This is a genomic window from Pseudomonas sp. PA-7-1E (genome assembly GCF_021605325.1).
Lineage (GTDB): Bacteria > Pseudomonadota > Gammaproteobacteria > Pseudomonadales > Pseudomonadaceae > Aquipseudomonas > Aquipseudomonas fluorescens_BV.
Window position 1 is genome coordinate 12,098 of sequence record NZ_WKFA01000007.1, and the last position, 20,107, is coordinate 32,204.

Sequence of the window (20,107 nt, forward strand, 5' to 3'; positions counted from 1 at the left end):
TACTCAACGGGCCCTCCTCCCGCCGAGCCGTCAGTAAGGTCAGCCATGAGCATTCCGTCCAGCACTCTCAGCAAGCCCAATCGCCACCCGGGCGATGGCAAGAAACCCATCACCATCTTCGGCCCGGATTTCCCGTTTGCCTTTGATGACTGGATCGAACACCCCGCCGGGCTGGGCAGTATTCCTGCGGCCAATCACGGCGCCGAAGTGGCGATCGTCGGCGCCGGGATCGCGGGCCTGGTCGCGGCCTACGAGCTGATGAAACTCGGGCTCAAGCCCGTGGTGTATGAAGCCTCGAAGATGGGAGGCCGCTTGCGCTCGCAGGCCTTTGAAGGCGCCGAAGGCATCATCGCCGAGCTGGGCGGCATGCGGTTCCCGGTGTCGTCCACGGCGTTCTACCATTACGTGGACAAGCTGGGACTGGAAACCAAGCCCTTTCCCAACCCGCTGACGCCGGCGTCCGGCAGCACTGTGATCGATCTGGAAGGCCAGACTCACTACGCGCAAAAACTTTCCGATTTACCGGCACTGTTCCAGGAAGTCGCCGATGCCTGGGCCGACGCCTTGGAGGCCGGTTCGCAGTTCGGCGATATCCAGCAGGCGATCCGCGACCGCGACGTGCCGCGCCTCAAAGAGTTGTGGAACAAGCTCGTGCCGCTGTGGGATGACCGTACCTTCTACGACTTCGTCGCCACCTCCAAAGCCTTCGCCAAATTGTCGTTCCACCACCGCGAGGTGTTTGGCCAGGTCGGTTTCGGTACCGGCGGCTGGGACTCTGACTTCCCCAACTCCATGCTGGAAATCTTCCGCGTGGTGATGACCAACTGCGATGATCATCAACACTTGATCGTCGGTGGCGTGGCCCAAGTGCCCATGGGCATCTGGCGCCATGTGCCGGAACGCTGCGCCCACTGGCCGGCCGGTACCAGCCTGAGCTCGCTGCATAGAGGTGCACCACGGGCAGGCGTGAAGCGCATTGCCCACGCCGCCGAGGGCCGCTTTGCTGTTACTGACAACTATGGCGACACCCGTGAATACGCGGCGGTGCTGACCACCTGCCAAAGCTGGCTGCTGACCACCCAGATCGAATGCGACGAAACCCTGTTCTCACAAAAAATGTGGATGGCCCTGGATCGCACTCGCTACATGCAGTCCTCGAAAACCTTCGTGATGGTTGATCGCCCATTCTGGAAAGACAAAGACCCGCAAACCGGGCGCGACCTCATGAGCATGACCCTCACCGACCGCCTTACCCGTGGCACCTACCTGTTCGATAACGGTGACGACAAGCCGGGGGTGATCTGCCTGTCCTACTCGTGGATGAGCGACGCGCTGAAGATGCTGCCCCAGCCTATCGACAAGCGGGTGAAACTGGCCCTCGATGCACTGAAGAAAATCTACCCCAAGGTCGACATCAAGGCGCGCATCATCGGCGACCCGATCACCGTGTCCTGGGAGGCCGACCCGCATTTCCTCGGGGCCTTCAAAGGTGCCTTGCCCGGTCACTATCGTTACAACCAACGGATGTATGCGCACTTCATGCAGAAGGATATGCCCGCCGAACAACGCGGGATCTTCATCGCGGGTGATGATGTATCGTGGACGCCTGCCTGGGTCGAAGGCGCGGTACAAACCTCGCTCAACGCGGTATGGGGCATCATGAACCACTTCGGTGGCAGCACCCACCCGGAGAACCCAGGCCCAGGCGACGTGTTCGATGAAATAGGGCCAATCGCCCTGGCAGAATAAGGAGTTGAGCATGCGTGTCGCCCTGTACCAATGCCCGCCGCTGCCGCTGGATGTGGCCGCCAACCTGCAGCGCCTGCATCAACTGGCCCATGAGGCACACGGCGCCGATGTGCTGGTGCTGCCAGAGATGTTCCTCACCGGCTATAACATTGGCGCCGAAGCCGTTGGCGCACTGGCCGAGGCACAGGATGGGCCATCGGCGCAGGCGATTGCCGAACTGGCGCAAAGTGCCGGGCTGGCGATCCTGTATGGCTACCCGGAACGGGCCGAAGACGGCCAGGTCTACAACGCCGTGCAGTTGATCGACGCCCAGGGCACGCGCCTGTGCAACTACCGCAAGACCCACTTGTTTGGCGATCTTGACCATTCGATGTTCAGCGCCGGCTCCGATGATTTTCCGGTGGTGGAATTGAACGGTTGGAAGGTGGGCATGCTGATTTGCTACGACCTGGAGTTTCCGGAAAACACCCGGCGCCTGGCCCTCGCCGGTGCCGAACTGATTCTGGTGCCCACCGCCAATATGGTGCCGTTCGACTTTGTTGCCGACGTCACCGTGCGGGCGCGAGCCTTTGAAAACCAGTGTTTTGTAGCCTATGCCAACTACTGCGGGCACGAAGGCGAGATTCGCTACTGCGGGCAAAGCAGCATTGCCGCGCCGGACGGCCAGCGAATTGCCCAGGCCGGCCTGGATGAAGCCTTGATCGTCGGCACCCTGGATCGCCAATCTATTGTCGACGCCCGCGCCGCCAACCACTACCTGCAAGACCGTCGCGCCGAACTCTACGGCGCACTGCACAAGCCCTGACCCATTGGGTTTGCTAGCATAGGCACTTCCCACGCCTCGGAAGTGCCCATGCCTGCGCCGGTTCACCCTCATCCCCTTCACCTGACCCTCGCCAATGGCCTGCGGGTTTGCCTGCGCCATGCGCCACGCTTGAAACGCTGCGCCGCCGTTTTACACGTGGCTGCCGGCAGCCATGACGTGCCATTGGCCTGGCCTGGGCTGGCGCATTTTCTTGAGCACTTGTTGTTTCTCGGTACCGAGCGTTTTCCAGCCGGCGAAGGGCTGATGGCCTACGTGCAGCGCCACGGTGGGCAGGTCAACGCCAGCACCCGTGAGCGCACCACCGAGTTCTTCTTTGAACTGCCGGTGCCGGTTTTTGCAGACGGGCTGGCGCGTTTGGCGGATATGCTGGCTCACCCGCGCCTGGCCCTCGACGATCAACAACGTGAACGCGAAGTGCTGGAGGCGGAGTTCATCGCCTGGTCCCAGGATGCCAAGGCCCAACAGCAAGTGACGCTGCTGCAAGGCTTGGCGGCGGATCATCCCTTGCGCGGTTTTCATGCCGGCAACCGCGACAGCCTGCCGGTGGAAAGCGACGACTTTCAGCATGCCTTGCGAGGGTTCCATACACGCTTTTATCAAAGCGGGCAGATGACCTTGAGCCTCGCCGGTCCACAATCGCTGGCCGACCTGCAGGCCTTGGCCCAGCAGTTCAGTGACCAACTGACGCCCGGCCCATTGCACCCGCAGGCCGCTCCACCGGCCTTGATGCATGGCCCGGCACACCGTTATCAGCACGTCGCCGGCCAACACCTGCATCAGGTCATTACCTGTAACGCGCCACGGGAAGCGCTGGCGTTTCTCTGCACCTGGCTCAACGCCTCGGCCGCCGGTGGGTTGCTCGCCGAGCTGCAAGCACGACGACTGGCCACCGCGCTGCAGGCGTCCGTGCTGTACCAATTCGCGGATCAAGCCGTGCTGGATATCCACTTCACTCTCGGCAGCGCGCGCGAACCGGCCACGTCGATCGAAGAGTTGCTGCACGACTGGCTGAGTTTCTTCGCACACAGCGACTGGACAGCATTACGCGAAGAGTTCGCCTTACTCAATGCTCGCCAGCAACAGGTCCAAGGCGCCCTGGCGTTGGCGCGCAACGATGCCCAAGACCTGTCGGAACAAGGCGCCGCAGTCCTCAAGGCCATGCTCGACTCACTGCACCTGCCCGCCTCACGGCACCCTTGGCAACTGCCGCCCAATAACCCTTTGCTTCGTGCGCCCGCCAAGGAAGAACGCGCCGGCCTGATTCGCGGCCAAACCAGCGCCCACCGTGGCTTGCGTACCTTTGCTCAGGATCGCTCACGGGGCCGACGGGAACTGTCAGCGTTGACCTTCAGCCAGGCTTTGGCGGATGACACTGGCGAAGGCGCGCTGTACCTGCGCTGGCGGTTTGACTCGGCGGTACCCACCGGGCTGGAAAGCCTGTTGCGGCCGTTGCGCGAACAGGCACGGCAGGCGGGCGTCGAGTTGTCTTGCGAAACGATCGCCACTGACTGGCTGGTGAAGATGCACGGCCTCCACGAGCCCATGCCGGCGGTGCTCGAAGCGTTGGCGCGGTGTCTGAGTAACTCGGATGAACCTTTGCCACCGACCGCTCCCGTGCCGATGATCGCCATCCGCGAACTGCTCAAGGCGTTGCCCGCTTGCTGCGCGGGTGTTCAGCCCCAGCCTCAGGAGACAACAGCATCATGGGCTACCGCGCGCTGGCAGGCGCTGGGCGCTGGCCTACCCCCCGCCAGTGAAGCCGCGATCAAAGCCGCAGCGGCCCGGCTGCCTGGGCAACCGGCAAGCGTGCCTTATACACCTCACGTCCTTGACGGACAAAAGCGCTGGCACGCAGTCAGCACCGAATCCAGCGAAGCAGCGCTACTGTTATTCTGCCCGACGCCGACTCAATCCCTAGCCGATGAAGCCAACTGGCGGTTGCTCGGGCACGTGCTCCAGGGGCCGTTCTACCAGCGCTTGAGAGTCGAACTGCAAATCGGCTACGCCGTGTTCAGCGGCATCCGACAGATCAACGGCCAAACAGGCCTGTTGTTTGGGGTGCAGTCGCCCACCATCTCCCTAGACGGCATCGTCCAACAGTTGCAGGCCTTCCTGGGGCAACTGCCGTCGTTGATCGAGCGCAGTCCCGACTTGGGTAACCAGGCCCTCGCACAGCAGTTCGCGGCCCAGACGCTGCCTATCAACGAAGCTGCCGACTTGCTCTGGCATGCGCACCTGGCAGGCCATTCGTCGGGTTATCTGGATCAGATTCAACAGTTGATCCAAGCGTGCACGCGCGAGGATGTGCAGCGCGCCGCGCAACGACTCAATGACGCCGCAGGCGGCTGGCAATGCGTGGCCAACGGGCCGCGCATCAGCGACGACTGGCAAGCAGCGCCGTGATCGTTGCCAACCCTGCAACAGGCTTTCTCCACCGAGACAGCGCTAACTTGAATAAAATTGCGTAACATTGCGCAGCAATATCTGAACATCTCCAATGGGAGGTGGACTATATGTATTACTTGGTAGTGAACGTCCCATCCCTTGATAGGAGTAAGAATATGACCTGGTCCAAACCTGCTTACACTGATCTGCGTATTGGTTTCGAAGTCACCATGTACTTCGCCAGCCGTTGATTGGCTGAGTGACACAACGCCTCGGTTCGCCCGGGGCGTTTTTGTTTTGAGCTGTGCTTGATGGAGCGATCATGTTTGTCCAGATTCTAGGTTCCGCCGCCGGCGGTGGCTTCCCGCAGTGGAACTGCAACTGCGTGAACTGCGCAGGTTTTCGCGATGGCAGCCTGCGGGCCCAGGCGCGTACCCAGTCATCCATCGCGATCTCCGACAATGGCGTGAATTGGGTGCTCTGCAATGCCTCGCCGGATATCCGCGCACAACTCCAGGGCTTTGCGCCCATGCAACCGGGCCGCGCCCTGCGCGATACCGGCATCAGCGCAATCATCCTGATGGACAGCCAGATCGACCATACCACTGGCCTGCTGAGCCTGCGCGAAGGCTGCCCGCACCAGGTGTGGTGCACCGACATGGTCCACGAAGACCTGAGCACCGGTTTCCCGTTGTTCACCATGCTGACCCACTGGAACGGTGGCCTGGCCTGGAACCGCATCGAGTTGGACGCCAGCTTCACCATCCCGGCCTGCCCCAACCTGCGCTTCACCCCGCTGCCGTTGCGCAGCGCCGCACCGCCCTATTCGCCGCACCGTTTCGACCCGCACCCCGGTGACAACATTGGCCTGATCGTCGAAGACCTGCGCACCGGCGGCAAATTGTTCTACGCCCCGGGCCTGGGCAAGGTCGACGCACCGCTGCTGGACATCATGGCCGGCAGTGACTGCCTGCTGGTGGACGGCACGATGTGGGACGACGATGAAATGCAGCGCCGTGGCGTCGGCACCCGCACCGGGCGTGAGATGGGCCACCTGGCACAGAACGGCCCCGGCGGCATGCTTGAAGTGCTCGAGCAACTGCCCAAACAGCGCAAAGTGCTTATCCACATCAACAACACCAACCCGATCCTCGATGAAGACTCCCCCGAGCGAGCGGAGCTGGTGCGGCGCAATGTCGAAGTGGCTTACGACGGCATGAGCATTGAATTGTAGGAGCGATCGAAATGACCGACACACCGTTGAGCAAGGCTGAGTTCGAAGCCGCCCTGCGCGCCAAGGGCGCCTTCTACCATATCCATCACCCCTACCATGTGGCGATGTACGAAGGCCGCGCCAGCCGTGAGCAGATCCAGGGCTGGGTCGCCAATCGCTTCTACTATCAAGTGAATATCCCGCTGAAAGACGCGGCGATCCTGGCCAACTGCCCAGACCGTGAAATCCGTCGCGAATGGATCCAGCGCCTGCTCGACCATGACGGCGCGCCCGGTGAAGACGGCGGTATCGAAGCCTGGCTGCGCCTGGGCCAGGCCGTGGGCCTGGACCCCGATCAACTGCGCTCCCAGGAGTTGGTGCTGCCCGGCGTACGCTTCGCCGTGGACGCCTATGTCAACTTCGCCCGCCGCGCCAGCTGGCAGGAAGCCGCCAGCAGCTCGCTGACCGAGCTGTTCGCGCCGCAAATCCACCAGTCGCGCCTCGACAGTTGGCCCCAGCATTACCCGTGGATCGACCCGGCCGGTTACGAATACTTCCGCACACGCCTGGGCCAAGCCCGTCGCGATGTGGAACACGGCTTGGCGATCACCCTGCAGCACTACACCACCCGCGAGGGGCAGGAGCGCATGCTGGAAATTCTCCAGTTCAAACTGGACATCCTCTGGAGCATGCTGGACGCCATGAGCATGGCCTACGAACTCAAACGCCCGCCGTATCACAGCGTGACCGAACAGCGGGTATGGCATAAAGGGATCACCCTATGAGCTTTGATCGCAGCAAAAAACCGACCTGGCGCCAGGGCTATCGCTACCAGTACGAGCCTGCTCAGAAAGGCCACGTATTGCTCTACCCCGAAGGCATGATCAAGCTCAACGATAGCGCCGCATTGATCGGTGGCCTGATCGACGGCGAGCGCGACGTTGCGGCAATCATTGCCGAGCTGGATAAGCAGTTCCCCGGTGTGCCAGAGCTGAGTGACGACATCGAGCAATTCATGGAGGTCGCCCGTGCTGAGCACTGGATCACCCTTGCCTGAAAAGCCAGCCATAGGCCTGCCTCTGTGGCTGCTGGCCGAGCTGACCTATCGCTGCCCGCTGCAGTGCCCGTATTGCTCCAACCCGCTGGATTTCGCCGAGCAGGGCAAAGAGCTGAGCACCGAACAATGGATCAAGGTATTTCGCGAAGCCCGTGAAATGGGTGCTGCGCAGTTGGGTTTTTCCGGCGGTGAGCCGCTGGTGCGCCAGGACTTGGCCGAGCTGATCGGCGAGGCGCGCAAGCTGGGTTTCTACACCAACCTGATCACCTCTGGCATCGGCCTCACCGAACAAAAAATCAGCGACTTCAAGAAAGCCGGCCTGGACCATATCCAGATCAGCTTCCAGGCCAGTGACGAACAGGTGAACAACCTGCTGGCCGGCTCCAAAAAAGCCTTCGCGCAAAAACTGGAAATGGCCCGAGCGGTGAAAGCCCACGGCTACCCGATGGTGCTGAACTTCGTCACCCATCGCCACAATATCGACAAGATCGACCGCATCATCGAGCTGTGCATTGCGCTGGAAGCAGATTTCGTCGAGCTCGCCACTTGCCAGTTCTACGGCTGGGCACAACTCAATCGCGTGGGTTTGCTGCCCACACGCGAGCAGTTGGTGCGCGCCGAACGGATCACCAATGAATACCGCGCCAAACTGGAAGCCGAAGGCCACCCCTGCAAGCTGATCTTCGTGACACCGGATTATTACGAGGAGCGCCCCAAAGCCTGCATGAATGGCTGGGGCAGCATCTTCCTGACAGTCACACCCGACGGCACCGCACTGCCCTGTCACGGCGCGAGGCAAATGCCCGTGCAGTTTCCCAATGTGCGCGACCACAGCATGCAGCACATCTGGTACGACTCGTTTGGCTTCAATCGCTTTCGTGGCTACGACTGGATGCCTGAGCCATGCCGTTCATGCGACGAAAAAGAAAAGGACTTCGGCGGCTGCCGTTGCCAGGCCTTCATGCTCACTGGTGACGCCAGTAATGCCGACCCTGTATGCAGCAAATCCGAGCAGCACGGCATCATCCTGCAAGCGCGGGAAGAGGCCGAACATGCCACCCAGACCATCGAGCAACTGGCTTTTCGCAATGAGCGCAACTCAAGGCTCATTGCAAAAGGCTGAAGGCCTCAACGCTTGGCGATGATGTACACCGCGTGGATGATGCCAGGGAAGTAACCGCACAGGGTCAGCAGGATATTCAGCCAGAATGCACCGCCGAAACCTACTTGCAGGAACACACCCAATGGCGGCAGCAGAATGGCGATGATGATACGAATGATGTCCATGGGTCAGCTCCAGAAAATCGGCTCGTGTGAGCCGTGTAGCTAATCGACCTTGGCGGTTCGTGAGGGTTCAGTGGATTCTGGCATTGGGCCATCTCAGGCCAGAATCTGCAGGCCATGTTTTTGCACGATACTCAATAACTTGAGCGCCATGCCACTGGGCCGCTTCTCTCCCGACTCCCATTTTTTGACCGTGGACGCGCTGGTGTTCAGGTAGCGGGCGAACACAGGTTGGCTGACATGGCTGCTTTCACGTAGTTGCTTGATCTGTTCGGCAGGGATTTGATCTGGCATGGATAAGCACGCCTCATCATATTCTCGCAGAGTGGTTTTGCTGATGGCGCCGACAGCATGAAGTGCCTTGGCTGACTGGTGAATGGACTCAAACGCCTCGCTTTTATACTTCTTGGTCATGATGTATCTCCACAAACTCCTTGAGATCCAGCATTTGCTGGATCTGTGCTTCGTTTAACCTTTCATAAGTTTTGGCCAGTGATCGAAACCAAACAAGTTCGCTCTGCGTAATGTTGCCTTGATCCTTCTTGGCGAACAGCAACTGATAAACCCAATAGTGCCTACCCTTGGCCAATATGATTGAACGATGTCGATTTTGGTTGAGGCGTTTTTTCCAGACACCACCGCCCAGATTATCTGCCTGCCCCCTCAGCATTTCGCCAAACGCCTCCCTCAACTCCGAATCGCAGATCCAGGCTTTGTTGGCCGCCTCGGCAAATCGCCGTGTTTTAAACAACCTGAGCTTCATGGAGGTCCTTTCACAAAAACATACCACCCAGTGGTATAGATTAAAAGTCGAGCACGCTGTGCCCCATCGGCGGTCCTTGCCGACGTCCGCTAAGAAACCACTGTTCCCAGGGAGGCTCAATCAACGTTTTCACACCAGAAATTACCCAGACAAAAAAACGCCCCCAGCCAAAAGAATCAGGCTGGAGGCGCCGCGTATGCCGCGAGACGGTTCAGGAAACTGGGGTCAAACGGCGATGCCCTTGCGGCATTGCACTTGAGCGGTGCGCACCCGAGAAAAGGCGCGGGCAAGCCGCAGCAGCATTTCGTCGATGTGGGTTTTGCTGATATTCAGCGCAGGGGTAAAGCGCAGGCAGTCAGGTTGTGAGGAGGTGAGAATCAGGCCTTCGAGCAGCGCGGCCTTGACCACTGCTGCGGCGCAATCGTCCGACAGTGTCAGGCCCCAAAGCAGCCCGTTGCCACGCAAGGGGCCATGGCCGTAACGGTAGGCCAGGCGGGCAAGGCCTTCTGCCAGGTACAAGCCAGATTCACGTAGGTGCTCCAGAAAGCCGTTCTCCAATAGAGCGTCGAGTACTGCGATACCCGCAGATGCCATCAGTGCATTGCCATGATGTGTACCGTCCAGCTCGCCCGTTTCGAAGCAACAGGCAGTGCCACGCGCCAGCAGCGCCGCCAGGGGCACACCGCCGCCCAGGCCTTTGCCCAGGGCAATGATGTCGGCGCGCACGCCGTATTGCTGTTCGGCGAGCAAGCTGCCGCAGCGGCCGATACCGGTTTGCACTTCGTCGAAGATCAGCAGGATCCCCAGCTCACGACACAGGCGTTCGACGCCCTTGAGGTAATGTTCTGTCGCAGGGAGGACACCGCCGCCGCTTTGTATCGGCTCCAGCATGATGGCGACGGTCTGCGCATCGACCGCTGCATGCAGGGCCGGCAGATCGTTAAACGGCACTTGGCTGAAACCTGGCAACTGCGGTTCGAATCGGTTTTCGCAGGCCACAGCCGACGCCGACATCGCCCCCAGGCTCCGCCCATGACAGCCATTGTTTACGGTGATGATGTGGTAAGCGCCACCGCGATGCAGTTGGCCCCACTTGCGTGCCAACTTGATGGCCGCTTCACAGGCTTCGGCACCGCTGTTGAGCAAATAGGCCTGGTCGCTGCAGGTGTGGTGGCACAGACGATCGACAAGATCCAGTTGCGCGCGGTTGTGCAAACCCAGGCCAGGGTTGATCACGGTGTGCATCTGTTCGGCAATGGCGTCGCGTACGGCCTGAGGACTGTGACCCAGGCTGTTGGCGCCGCCGCCTTGACTGAAATCCAGATAAGCGCGGTCGTCAGCGTCCGACAGCCAGGAACCCTGCCCCTGCACAAACACCTGGGGCGGGCGCGCCACAGTGGGCATCAGGCACTGGCTGGAAACATCTGCACGCGGGGCATGCACAACCAGGTCATCCAGACTCGGCGCGCAGCGACGGAACAAGTTCACACTTCACCCCCGCTGGCAACCTGACCTTGGTCGATGCCACCTGCCAATGAGGCCTTCAGATTTTTTGCCTTGCCTATGTAAACGCTATCAACAAAAACGCTGTTCATTGTCCGATCCGGCCCTGTAAGCCCTGCGAATAGGCGCTAGACTAGGCGCCTCGGGGGCCAGCGGCCATTTCGATTTTCCAGCTTTTTCGATAAGCAAACCTTATGGATTTCAAGCAACTGCGTTATTTCGTCGCGGTGTATGAGGAAGGCCACGTAGGCCGCGCCGCGGAGCGTCTGTCGATCTCCCAGCCAGCGCTGTCGCAACAGGTTCGCCAACTGGAACAGAACCTCGACGTCAGCCTGTTCGAACGCAGCAGCAAGCGCCTGTTGCCGACCCTGGCGGCCCACACCTTATACAACCACGCATTACCGCTCATTGATGGTATGCAGCAAGCCGTCGAGGCACTGCGCAACTTCAAGGGCCAGGCCATGCGCACCCTGGCCATCGGCGTGCTGCAAACCGTGCACACCAGCCTGGTGCCGCAGATGCTTGAGCGCGTGCGCAAGGCCCAACCCCATCTGGTGGTGCAGATCTACGAATTGACCGGACTTGAGATTGAGCGGCGGTTGCTCAATGGCTCACTCGATATTGGCATCAGCTACCTGCCCCCCCGTCAGCCGGGCCTGCACGGCGTGTTGCTGTATGAAGACGAGCTGAAGGTGGTGATACCCGAAAATCATCCGTTGCGCGAGTTCAAGAAAGTCTCGCTCAAACAAGCCGCCGAATTACCGATGTTGCTGCTGGGGGAAGAGTTTCAGGTTCGGCAGATCTGGCAAGGCCAACTGTCCAACCTCGGGCGGCGCCCGCAAGTGCAGGCGGAGCTCAATACCATGGTGGGCATTCTCGACAGCCTGCCTCACACTCGCTTGGCGACGGTGCTGCCTGGGCGCTCCCAGGACGAACACAACAGCAAGGCACTGCTGTGGAAACCCTTGAGCGAGCCCAGGGTCCCGCTGAAAGTAGGGTTGGTATGCCGCGATGTGCAACGCCAGCAGGCGACGGTGGCGTTGCTGCGCACCCTGCTGGAAGACGTGATGAATGCCCCGCCGGCAACCGCCTGACTTTTTCGCGGGCAAAAGAAAACCCCGCCGAAGCGGGGCTTTGCAGACTGTTTCCCTGACATCCATTTCACTCCGCCGTCCTGGCAGAATCCTACGTGTCCGTGTTGTTGCTTTGCGCTTCCTGCGCGACGTCCATGTGAAGTAGATTAGCCGTGGATCCAATATGGCGATAGAGGACGATTAGCAGCACGTCATGTAAGAGAATGCTTACACGCCCTCCTCCCCCTTAAAACAGGGCTTCATCCATCAGGAACAGTGATTCGCTACCGGCTTTTACCGACGCACTCAACGAGTGGATACGCGGCAACAGACGGGCAAAGTAGAAACGCGCAGTTCCCAGTTTGCTGGCGTAGAAATCCTCTTCGCCTTCCTTGCCCAACGCCGCCTTGGCCATGCGCGCCCACATATAGGCATAGGCCATGTAGCCGAAGGCATGCAGGTATTCCACCGAGGCTGCGCCGATTTCATTAGGATTGCTCTTGGCGCGGTCCAGCACCCAGGCCGTCAGCTCATCCAGGTTACCTACTGCCACACCCAGGGGCTTGGTGAACTCGGCCAACTCAGGGCCCGATGCGGCGATGAACTGGCGGATCTCATCGGCGAACAAGGTATAGAACGCACCGCCGCTGCCGACGATCTTGCGCCCCATCAGATCCAGGGCCTGAATGCCGTTGGTACCTTCGTAGATCTGGGTGATGCGCACGTCACGCACCAATTGCTCCTGGCCCCACTCGCGGATGTAACCGTGGCCACCAAACACCTGCTGGCCGAGTACGGTGGTTTCCAGGCCCAGGTCAGTGAGGAACGCCTTGGCAACTGGCGTCAACAACGCCACCAGGTTATCGGCACGCTCGCGCGCCTGCGCATCGTCGCTGAACTTGGCGATGTCCAACTGCGTCGCCACGTAGGTGGAAAACGCCCGGCCGCCTTCGTTCGCCGCCTTCATGGTCAGCAACATGCGACGGACATCCGGATGCACGATGATCGGGTCTGCCGGCTTGTCCTTGGCCTGTGCGCCTAGCGGGGAACGGCTCTGCAGACGGTCGCGGGCATATTCAATCGCGTTCTGATAGGACCGCTCGCCAGAAGCCAAGCCCTGGATACCGACGCCCAGGCGCTCATAGTTCATCATGGTGAACATCGCAGCCAAGCCACGGTTGGGCTCACCGACCAGGTAACCCACGGCTTCGTCGAAGTTCATCACACAGGTGGCGGAGGCCTGGATGCCCATCTTGTGTTCAATGGAGCCGCAGTTCACCGGGTTACGCGCGCCCAGGCTGCCATCGGCATTTACCAGGAACTTCGGCACCAGAAACAGCGAGATGCCCTTGGGCCCGGCCGGTGCGTCCGGCAGTTTGGCCAGCACCAGGTGGATGATGTTTTCGGTGAGGTCGTGCTCGCCACCGGTAATGAAGATCTTGGTGCCGCTGACCTTGTAGGAGCCGTCCGCCTGAGGCTCGGCCTTGGTGCGGATCATCCCCAGGTCGGTACCGGCATGGGCTTCCGTCAGGCACATGGAACCGGCCCACTCACCCGAATACATCTTCGGCAGGTAGGTGGCCTTGAGCTCTTCACTGGCATGGGTGTTGATCGATACACAGGCACCGGAGGTCAACATCGGGTACAGGCCGAAAGCCAGGCTCGACGAGTTGATCATCTCTTCAACCTGCGCCGACACCGCCTTGGGCATGCCCATGCCGCCGTAGGTCGGGTCGCCGCCCACGCCTACCCAGCCGCCTTCGGCGTAGGTGCTGTAGGCCTGGGGGAAACCGTCGGGAGTCGTCACGGCGCCGTCCGCCCAGTGGCAGCCTTGCTCATCGCCGCCGCGGCTGAGCGGGGCAATGGATTTGGCGGTGACCTTGCCGGCCTCTTCCAGGATCGCTTCGACGGTTTCGGCGTCAACGCTGTCTGCCAATGCCGGTAACTGGGCCCAAGTATTAGCGACCTCAAACACTTCGTTGAGGACGAAGCGCATATCACGCAACGGCGCTTTGTAATCAGCCATGGCAAACCTCGTGAGAACGTGAAAAGTGATTCGATAGGATCGGTTTTACAAACGCCGAGTGTACCCGAACAACTTTTCAGACACATAGGGTCCGTTCGTGACCGTTAAGTATTTACCAGTCACACAAGGAAGCTTTCTTGTAGGAGCGAGCTTGCTCGCGAAAAACTCACAGGCGCCGCGTTCATTCAGCAAGCACGCGTTATCGTTGACGTTCTTCGCGAGCAAGCTCGCTCCTACAGGGAGAAAGCGTCAGCTGGGAGACTCATCAGGCATTCGCTCCCTGCCTCTACCGCAGCACGGTGCATGGCCGTACGCGGCAACAAGCGCTTGAAATAAAAGTCGCAGGTCGCAAGCTTCGCCTGGGCAAACCCTTGGTCGTCCTGGCCGTGCGCCGCGATCGCCATACGCAACCACAGGTAGGCGAGGATGATGTAACCGCTGTACATCAGGTAATCCATGGCCGCCGCGCCCACTTCATCAGGGTTTTTCATCGCCGCCGTGCCGACCTTCAAGGTCAGTTCGCCCCATTGCTGGTTCAGTTCATTGAGTTGCGCCACATGGGCCTTGAGTTGCGCATGCTCGGCATTGGCCGCGCAGAACTTATGCACAATTTTGGTAAACCCACGCAGCAACTTGCCCTGGCTGCCCAGCACCTTGCGCCCGAGCAGGTCCAGGGCCTGGATGCCGTTGGTGCCTTCATAGATCGGCGCAATCCGTGCGTCACGGGCCAGTTGCTCCATGCCCCACTCGCGAATATAGCCATGACCACCGAATACCTGCATGCCGTGGTTGGTCACCTCCAGGCCGGTTTCGGTCATGAAGGCTTTACAGATCGGCGTGAGGAAGGCCAACAGGTCCTCGGCTTCCTGGCGTTGGCCAGCGTCGCTGCCAAGGTGCGCGGTATCGAGCAGTTGCGCGGTGAAATAGGTCAACGCGCGGTTGCCCTCGTTGAAAGCCTTCATGGTCAGCAGCATGCGGCGTACATCGGCGTGCACGATGATCGGGTCAGCGGCTTTCTCCGGGGCCTTGGCGCCGGTGAGCGAGCGCATCTGCAAGCGGTCGTTGGCGTACTTGATCGCGCCCTGGAAGCTCGCTTCACCGTTGCACAGGCCCTGCATTCCCGTGCCCAGGCGGGCGTGGTTCATCATGGTGAACATGCAGTTCAGGCCCTTGTTCGCCTCGCCGATCAAGAAGCCCTTGGCACCATCGAAGTTCAACACGCAGGTGGCCGAGGCCTTGATGCCCATCTTGTGTTCGATGGAGCCGCAGTGCACCGCATTGCGCTCGCCGGAGTCGGCATGGAACTTGGGCACGATAAACAACGAGATGCCCTTGGTACCCGCCGGCGCGTCCGGCAGCTTGGCCAGCACCAGGTGGATGATATTGGCGCTCATGTCGTGCTCGCCGGCCGAGATGAAGATCTTGCTGCCGGTGACCGCGTAACTGCCGTCCGCCTGCGGCACGGCGCGGGTCTTGATCAAGCCCAGGTCGGTGCCGCAGTGGGCTTCGGTCAGGCACATGGTGCCGGTCCATTCGCCAGCGGTGAGCTTGCTCAGGTAAGTGGCTTTCTGTTCGTCGGTGCCGTGGGCGTGGATGGCCGACATCGCACCGTGGGTCAGGCCCGGGTACATGCCCCAGGAGGTGTTGCTGGAGCCGATCATCTCGCTCAACACCAGGCCGAGGGAATGGGGCAGGCCCTGGCCACCGTAGGCCGGGTCTGCCGCCACGCCGTGCCAGCCGCCTTCCACATACTGGGCAAAGGCTTGCTTGAAGCCTTTGGGAGTGGTCACCACGCCATTATCGAAATGGCAGCCCTCTTCATCGCCGCTGCGATTGAGCGGCGCGAGTACGTTTTCGCAGAACCTGGCGCCTTCTTCGAGGATCGCACTGACCATGTCCGGGCTGGCATCCGTGGCGCCCAGGGCCGCGTAGTGGCCGTGGAAATCGAATACGGTGTCGATCAGAAAGCGCATGTCGCGCAAGGGAGCTTTGTACTCAGGCATGGCAATGTCTCCGGCAGCAGATAGGGTTAACCTACTGCCGGCTCTGGCCGCGGACAATCACTGTAGCGCTGCTGAATACAGCGCCATTACTCAACCGGCAGCGCTCTCCATGCGCACCGCGCCACGGCGGGTTTGCCCGGCTGCGACCACACAATTACGCCCCGCCCCCTTGGCGGTGTAAAGCGCCTGGTCGGCGGATTTGAGCACCTCGTCGGGGCTGCGTTGTTCGGCCTGGCGCTCGGCCACGCCGATGCTTACCGTCACCGACACACTGGACGCGCCGCTGCCGGCACGGCGCTGGCGGCCTTGATGATCGTCCTGGGGGCGGTCCGGGTTGCGCAACTTGATGTCGTAGCTGGCGATGATCTCGCGGATCTCCTCCAGGTGCGGCATGCACTCATCCAGGGTCTTGCCGGCAAACACCACGGCAAACTCTTCACCGCCGTAACGATAGGCCCGCCCGCCGCCATTGACCTTGGACAGCTTGCTCGCCACCAGGCGCAGCACCTGGTCGCCCACATCGTGGCCGTGGGTGTCATTGAAACGCTTGAAGTGATCGACGTCGCTCATCGCCAATACATAGTTGCGCCCCAACCGCTGCATGCGCTCGTTGAGGGCACGGCGCCCCGGCAAACCAGTGAGCTCATCACGAAACGCCATTTGATACGCCTCGTGCGCCACCCCCGCAGCGATCATCAGCATCACCTGGCTGCACATGATGTTGAGGGTGAACGGCAGGATGAAGGTTTGCGGCAACATCCAGAACATGCCCAGCAACCCCACCAGTTGTGCGGCGTGCAGCGGGCGCGGCTGGTACCAGTATTGGGCGGCCAGGGTGAGAAAGCCGATCAGGAACATCGGATAGGAAAGTTGGATCAGGCTCATCCAGGCGCCATGCAGCATCGGCCAACGGATCTCCGCCAACCAGCCCAGCAAGGCCTGGGGAAAACTCTGCTCCAGGGCCAGCGCCACACTGCCCACCGCCAGCAGCACCGCACAGCGGGCGACGAAGTCGCGGAACAGATGGGTCTTTTCCTGCCACAGCGCATAAATGCTGAACAGCAAGGGCAACAGCAGGCAGCACAGGTGGAACACCACCGCAGCGTCTTCACGCACGCGACCATTGTCGCGGTAGAAGTCGGTCTGGGTATCCAGCAGGAAATAGGTGACGTAAACCGTGACCATCAGGAACAGTTCACGCTGGCGTCGATACACCGCGCAGTAGGCGCCGCCGAGCAACAGGACCAGGGTGGGCAGCACGTTGAACAGCGAGGTGAAGAAGACGCTGAGGTCCTTGACGTACGCAGCCGAGAGCCCGGCCAGCAACAGCAGCAGCGAAGGGAGAAAATGGCTGAAACGTACAGCGGACACGCGTGACAAGGGTAAAGCTCCGACCCGCTAACAAATAATGGCACTGTGCCTCTAAGCGATCAGTTAAGCACAACCGAGCGGCCATGTATCACATTGCCATCACTGTAACGGCAGCTCATCGCAATCCCTGAGCGCATTACTGCGGTTTTTTAGACGCGCCCCCTGGAGGAGCGAGCTCGCTCGCGAAAATGTCACTGGTACCGCGTTTAACCAGACCGCCCGCGTTATCGTTAACGACCTTCGCGAGCAAGCTCACGCCTACACAAGTGCAAAAAAACCGCCGCATCCCGAAGGAGGCGGCGGTTTTCAGAAGGATCCGGTAAGGCTTAGTAAGCCAGGCCGAAATCTTCTTCTTTCATGTCCATCAGATTGTTGGCGCCCGACAGCATGGTTGCCACGTGGGTGCGGGTACGCGGCAGGATGCGCTGGAAGTAGAAGCGCGCAGTCTGCAACTTGGCGGTGTAGAACGCCTCTTCGCTGGTGCCGGCGGCCAGTTTCTCGGCGGCCAGGCGTGCCATGTCGGCCCAGAAGTAAGCCAGGCAGGCGTAGCCGGAGTACATCAGGTAGTCCACCGAGGCAGCACCGACTTCTTCACGGTCTTTCATCGCGGCCATGCCGACCTTCATGGTCAACTCGCCCCACTCTTTGTTCAGTGCCGCCAGCGGTGCAACGAATTCTTTAACCGCGTCGTTACCTTCGTTGGCCTGGCAGAACTTGTGCACGATCTTGGTGAAGCCCTTGAGCGCTTCGCCTTGGGTCATCAGCACTTTACGGCCGAGCAGGTCCAGCGCCTGGATGCCGGTGGTGCCTTCGTACAGCATAGAAATGCGGCTGTCGCGCACGTTCTGCTCCATGCCCCACTCAGCGATAAAGCCGTGGCCACCGTAGATCTGCACGCCGTGGTTGGCCGATTCAAAACCGACTTCGGTCATGAATGCCTTGGCGATCGGGGTCATGAAGGCCAGCAGGGCATCTGCCTGTTTCTTGGCTTCGTCGTCGGTACCGTACTTGACGATGTCCACTTGCTTGGCAGTGAAGTACACCATCGCACGGTTACCTTCGGCGAAGGCTTTCATGGTCAGCAGCATGCGGCGTACGTCAGGGTGCACGATGATCGGGTCAGCAGCTTTATCTGGCGCTTTCGGGCCGGTCAGGGAGCGCATTTGCAGGCGATCACGCGCATATTTCAAGCCGCCCTGGAAGCCGATCTCGGCGTGAGCCAGGCCTTGCAGCGCGGTGCCCAGGCGAGCGGTGTTCATAAAGGTGAACATGCAGTTCAGGCCTTTGTTCGCCGGGCCGATCAGGAAACCGGTGGCCGCGTCGAAGTTCATCACGCAGGTGGCGTTGCCGTGGATGCCCATCTTGTGTTCCAGGGAACCACAGGTGACCGCGTTGCGCTCGCCCACAGAGCCATCGGCGTTGGGCAGGAACTTGGGCACGATAAACAGCGAGATGCCTTTGGTGCCAGCCGGTGCATCCGGCAGGCGGGCCAGTACGATGTGGACGATGTTGTCGGCCATGTCGTGTTCGCCGGCCGAGATGAAGATCTTGGTACCGGAGACTTTGTAGGAACCGTCAGCCTGAGGCTCGGCCTTGGTGCGCAGCATGCCCAGGTCGGTGCCGCAGTGTGGCTCGGTCAGGCACATGGTGCCGGTCCATTCGCCCGACACCAGTTTGGTCAGGTAAGCCTCTTGCTGCTCGGGGGTGCCGTGTTCGGAAATAGTGTTCATCGCGCCATGGGACAGGCCTGGGTACATGCCCCATGACCAGTTGGCTTCGCCGACCATTTCGCTCACGGCCAGGCCCAGGGATTCCGGCAGGCCTTGGCCACCGTGCTCCACGTCGTGGGCCAGACTTGGCCAGCCGCCTTCGACGAATTGTTTGTAGGCTTCTTTGAAGCCCGCAGGGGTTTTAACGCCTGACTCACTCCAGGTACACCCTTCGATGTCGCCCACGCGGTTCAACGGTGCCAGTACTTGCTCACAGAACTTGGCGCCTTCTTCGAGGATGGCGTCGACCATGTCCGGGGTAGCGTCCTGGCAAGCCGGCAGGCTCTGATAGTGCGCTTCATAACCGAGCAGTTCGTCACGAACGAAGCGAATATCACGCAAGGGGGCCTTGTAGTCAGGCATAGCGATAAACCTCTGCTGATGTAACTGGGATGAACAACCGCATGGATTTTTTATGGCGGTCAAACAGGTGTTTGAAACATACGTTTACGACCCAGGGTTGTCAAGCGTCGGCCAGATGCCGTTTGTCTTGACGCGGGTCAGCCAGGCACGGCGAGGCCTGCGGCGGGGGATGCCTCATGATTCAAGGAAGGTAAAAGTACAGAGCAGAATGTCGCAGAACGACTGTGGGAGCTGGCTTGCCTGCGATGTAGCCGCCAGGGTGTATCAGGTGATAGCCGTGGATGCTATCGCAGGCAAGCCAGCTCCCACAGAGAGAAGCGGGCGTGCGATAGAGAAGTTAAGCGTAGGTATCGATCAACGTACCGAGCATTTCGTCCGAAGCCTTGGCGACTTTCGCCCCCAGCTCGATTTGAAACTTGCCCTGGGCCATTTCCACCATGTTGCTCGCCGAATTGGACGCTTGGGCGCGGTCATTGGCTTGCAGACGGTCGCTTTGCGCGGCCGATGGCTGGGTGGTCGCGGCGCTGGCAATCTTGCCGGCCGCCTGGTCGACACGGTTCTGCCCGGTCTGAATGCTGCTCAGGCCCGAATAAAACGCGCTGCTTCCAGAGATTTCCATGGCGTAAGCCTGCCTTTAGAGAATCGTGAAGCCCGATTGAACCAGACATCTTGGCAAAAGGCTCGTCAAAAACACTAATGGCATATTGCCTTAGCGATAGCCA

18 protein-coding genes are annotated in these 20,107 nt (G+C 60.4%); 9 read left to right on the forward strand and 9 right to left on the reverse strand.

Features of this window, described 5'->3' with window-relative positions; all coding sequences use genetic code 11:
- Positions 1 to 45 precede the first annotated feature (45 nt).
- From GIW79_RS06640 to pqqE, 8 genes are all read left to right on the forward strand, one after another.
- Complete coding sequence (locus GIW79_RS06640) at positions 46 to 1,749, forward strand: flavin monoamine oxidase family protein (protein ID WP_057976576.1); 1,704 nt, start codon at positions 46 to 48, stop codon at positions 1,747 to 1,749.
- Between the two features lie 10 nt (positions 1,750 to 1,759).
- Complete coding sequence (locus GIW79_RS06645) at positions 1,760 to 2,554, forward strand: carbon-nitrogen hydrolase family protein (protein ID WP_054896786.1); 795 nt, start codon at positions 1,760 to 1,762, stop codon at positions 2,552 to 2,554.
- Positions 2,555 to 2,602: 48 nt separating this feature from the next.
- Positions 2,603 to 4,978: a pyrroloquinoline quinone biosynthesis protein PqqF gene (pqqF, locus tag GIW79_RS06650; RefSeq protein ID WP_236452380.1), complete on the forward strand. Its 2,376-nt coding sequence runs from the start codon at positions 2,603 to 2,605 to the stop codon at positions 4,976 to 4,978.
- Positions 4,979 to 5,136: 158 nt separating this feature from the next.
- Positions 5,137 to 5,211 carry a pyrroloquinoline quinone precursor peptide PqqA gene (gene pqqA, locus GIW79_RS06655; protein WP_003194766.1) on the forward strand — a complete coding sequence of 25 codons (75 nt, stop codon included), beginning with the start codon at positions 5,137 to 5,139 and terminating at the stop codon, positions 5,209 to 5,211.
- Between the two features lie 71 nt (positions 5,212 to 5,282).
- Positions 5,283 to 6,194, forward strand: coding sequence for a pyrroloquinoline quinone biosynthesis protein PqqB (gene pqqB / locus GIW79_RS06660; protein WP_034128837.1), 912 nt, complete (start codon positions 5,283 to 5,285; stop codon positions 6,192 to 6,194).
- A gap of 11 nt (positions 6,195 to 6,205) precedes the next feature.
- Positions 6,206 to 6,958, forward strand: a complete 753-nt coding sequence (gene pqqC / locus GIW79_RS06665) for a pyrroloquinoline-quinone synthase PqqC (protein WP_003194770.1) — start codon at positions 6,206 to 6,208, stop codon at positions 6,956 to 6,958.
- Positions 6,955 to 7,230, forward strand: coding sequence for a pyrroloquinoline quinone biosynthesis peptide chaperone PqqD (pqqD, locus tag GIW79_RS06670; protein ID WP_034128838.1), 276 nt, complete (start codon positions 6,955 to 6,957; stop codon positions 7,228 to 7,230). Before pqqC ends, pqqD begins: the two co-directional genes overlap by 4 nt.
- A complete protein-coding gene (gene pqqE / locus GIW79_RS06675) occupies positions 7,223 to 8,353 on the forward strand; it encodes a pyrroloquinoline quinone biosynthesis protein PqqE (RefSeq protein ID WP_052200001.1) in 1,131 nt (376 codons plus the stop codon). Before pqqD ends, pqqE begins: the two co-directional genes overlap by 8 nt.
- A gap of 5 nt (positions 8,354 to 8,358) precedes the next feature.
- On the opposite strand, the gene GIW79_RS06680 is transcribed toward pqqE, so the two are convergent.
- The 4 genes from GIW79_RS06680 to GIW79_RS06695 form a co-directional block, all read right to left on the reverse strand.
- Entirely contained in the window at positions 8,359 to 8,517 is a 159-nt protein-coding gene (locus tag GIW79_RS06680; RefSeq protein WP_003194776.1) for a YqaE/Pmp3 family membrane protein, read from the reverse strand.
- A 93-nt stretch (positions 8,518 to 8,610) separates the two neighbouring features.
- Positions 8,611 to 8,928, reverse strand: coding sequence for a helix-turn-helix domain-containing protein (locus GIW79_RS06685; protein ID WP_014720197.1), 318 nt, complete (start codon positions 8,926 to 8,928; stop codon positions 8,611 to 8,613).
- Positions 8,912 to 9,277, reverse strand: coding sequence for a type II toxin-antitoxin system RelE/ParE family toxin (locus tag GIW79_RS06690; RefSeq protein WP_014720198.1), 366 nt, complete (start codon positions 9,275 to 9,277; stop codon positions 8,912 to 8,914). The genes GIW79_RS06685 and GIW79_RS06690 overlap by 17 nt, the downstream gene beginning before the upstream one ends.
- Positions 9,278 to 9,502: 225 nt before the next feature.
- Positions 9,503 to 10,765 (reverse strand): aspartate aminotransferase family protein, encoded by a 1,263-nt coding sequence (locus GIW79_RS06695; protein WP_236452382.1) that lies wholly within the window; start codon positions 10,763 to 10,765, stop codon positions 9,503 to 9,505.
- Positions 10,766 to 10,974: 209 nt separating this feature from the next.
- Between GIW79_RS06695 and GIW79_RS06700 the strand changes: the two genes are divergently transcribed.
- A complete protein-coding gene (locus GIW79_RS06700; RefSeq protein ID WP_054920708.1) occupies positions 10,975 to 11,874 on the forward strand; it encodes a LysR family transcriptional regulator in 900 nt (299 codons plus the stop codon).
- Between the two features lie 226 nt (positions 11,875 to 12,100).
- Here the strand turns inward: GIW79_RS06700 and GIW79_RS06705 are convergent, their stop codons facing one another.
- The 5 genes from GIW79_RS06705 to GIW79_RS06725 all read right to left on the reverse strand — a co-directional run bounded on the left by GIW79_RS06705 (position 12,101) and on the right by GIW79_RS06725 (position 20,004).
- Positions 12,101 to 13,879 (reverse strand): acyl-CoA dehydrogenase C-terminal domain-containing protein, encoded by a 1,779-nt coding sequence (locus GIW79_RS06705; protein WP_057976569.1) that lies wholly within the window; start codon positions 13,877 to 13,879, stop codon positions 12,101 to 12,103.
- A 233-nt stretch (positions 13,880 to 14,112) separates the two neighbouring features.
- Complete coding sequence (locus GIW79_RS06710) at positions 14,113 to 15,882, reverse strand: acyl-CoA dehydrogenase C-terminal domain-containing protein (protein ID WP_236452386.1); 1,770 nt, start codon at positions 15,880 to 15,882, stop codon at positions 14,113 to 14,115.
- Positions 15,883 to 15,972: 90 nt separating this feature from the next.
- Positions 15,973 to 17,262, reverse strand: a complete 1,290-nt coding sequence (locus GIW79_RS06715) for a GGDEF domain-containing protein (protein ID WP_054896781.1) — start codon at positions 17,260 to 17,262, stop codon at positions 15,973 to 15,975.
- A gap of 317 nt (positions 17,263 to 17,579) precedes the next feature.
- On the reverse strand, positions 17,580 to 19,385 hold the full coding sequence (locus GIW79_RS06720) for a phenylacyl-CoA dehydrogenase (protein WP_034128845.1): 1,806 nt from the start codon (positions 19,383 to 19,385) through the stop codon (positions 17,580 to 17,582).
- Positions 19,386 to 19,722: 337 nt separating this feature from the next.
- A complete protein-coding gene (locus GIW79_RS06725) occupies positions 19,723 to 20,004 on the reverse strand; it encodes a hypothetical protein (protein ID WP_054896780.1) in 282 nt (93 codons plus the stop codon).
- Between the last annotated feature and the right edge of the window lie 103 nt (positions 20,005 to 20,107).